Annotated in this window: 1 protein-coding gene; it reads right to left on the bottom strand. The window is 37.1% G+C overall.

Annotation, left to right across the window (positions count from 1 at the left end; genetic code table 11):
* Nucleotides 1-407 precede the first annotated feature (407 nt).
* Nucleotides 408-1057 (bottom strand): GNAT family N-acetyltransferase (locus F607_RS0127435; protein ID WP_211233731.1); only part of this gene is annotated, 650 nt, incomplete at its 5' end.

Here is a 1057-nt window from a genome sequence, read left to right as displayed (position 1 = left end):
TACTAAAAAGTCGGTAGCAAAGGATACTATAAAACTCTAACAACACAATAAATGTACTATGTATACAGTGTTTATGCTTTCCAAGTATTGCCTAAAGGTATTCATTTCATCCGACTTTTTAGTAACTAATGGCTCCATAATTCATTAGTTTTTCGATGTTATGTACTAAACAGAACAACCTCCATTGTCCCTGCACCTTATTTTTATAACCGTTTGATCGTAATTGTATTTCTTAAAGTTCGGCATGCAAGACTTCCTTTTGCGATGCCTGATTTTATCAAAAAATGTCTTTTTTTTGGAGTTTTTCTACGGTCTCAACGCCCGGTTATGGGGCTAGTATTAGCTTGCTAAAATGGTGAGGAACGAACCCGAGCAAGCTATTACGAGTCCCATCCATAAACCGCTTGTTAGTTGCCTATCGCTTGAGCATATCTATAGGAAGTTTTAGTAAATCCTATATTTTCATAATATTGCTGTGTGTTTTGACGAGTTAAGGATGTCGTCACTTCTAGTTTTGAACAAAGTCTCTTCTTGCCCAAACCTTTCGCAAAATCAATTAACTGGCTTCCAACACCAGTGCCACGAGCATTTTGATCAACAACAATTGCAGTAATTCTGCAAATTTTTTCTTGAGACGGAAAATAGTCGAAATATATTACGCTCATTAGTCCGATAACTCTGTCGTTTGATTGAGCAATGTAAATTTCATCACTTCTGTCAGTTTGAGCTAATACTTCCTTCAAATTATCCAATGTACTTTCATAGCCCAGTTGTAAAAGTAGTGTAAATACTTCTTTAGCATGGCTAGGGTTTGCTTCCCTAATTTCAGTTTTTCTCATATTTATCATTAGGCAACTAACGCCTGCATCACCGCACATTTTATAGTAGGTGGCTTTTGGGTTAAAGTGGCTTGCCACGGCCCAAAAGGCGCACACTATAAAATGTCCGGTGCATGCACTTGTTATAAGGGCACCTCTAAAAATTCTTATTGATGTATAATACATAGCAGCTGAGTAATAAGAAACGAGTGCTAGCAAAATGGTGCAACCAGGTTTTT

This window comes from Zooshikella ganghwensis DSM 15267, assembly GCF_000428585.1.
Classification (GTDB): domain Bacteria; phylum Pseudomonadota; class Gammaproteobacteria; order Pseudomonadales; family Zooshikellaceae; genus Zooshikella; species Zooshikella ganghwensis.
Note: the sequence above shows the minus strand (reverse complement) of the source record. Positions and strands in the feature narration are given on the sequence as shown.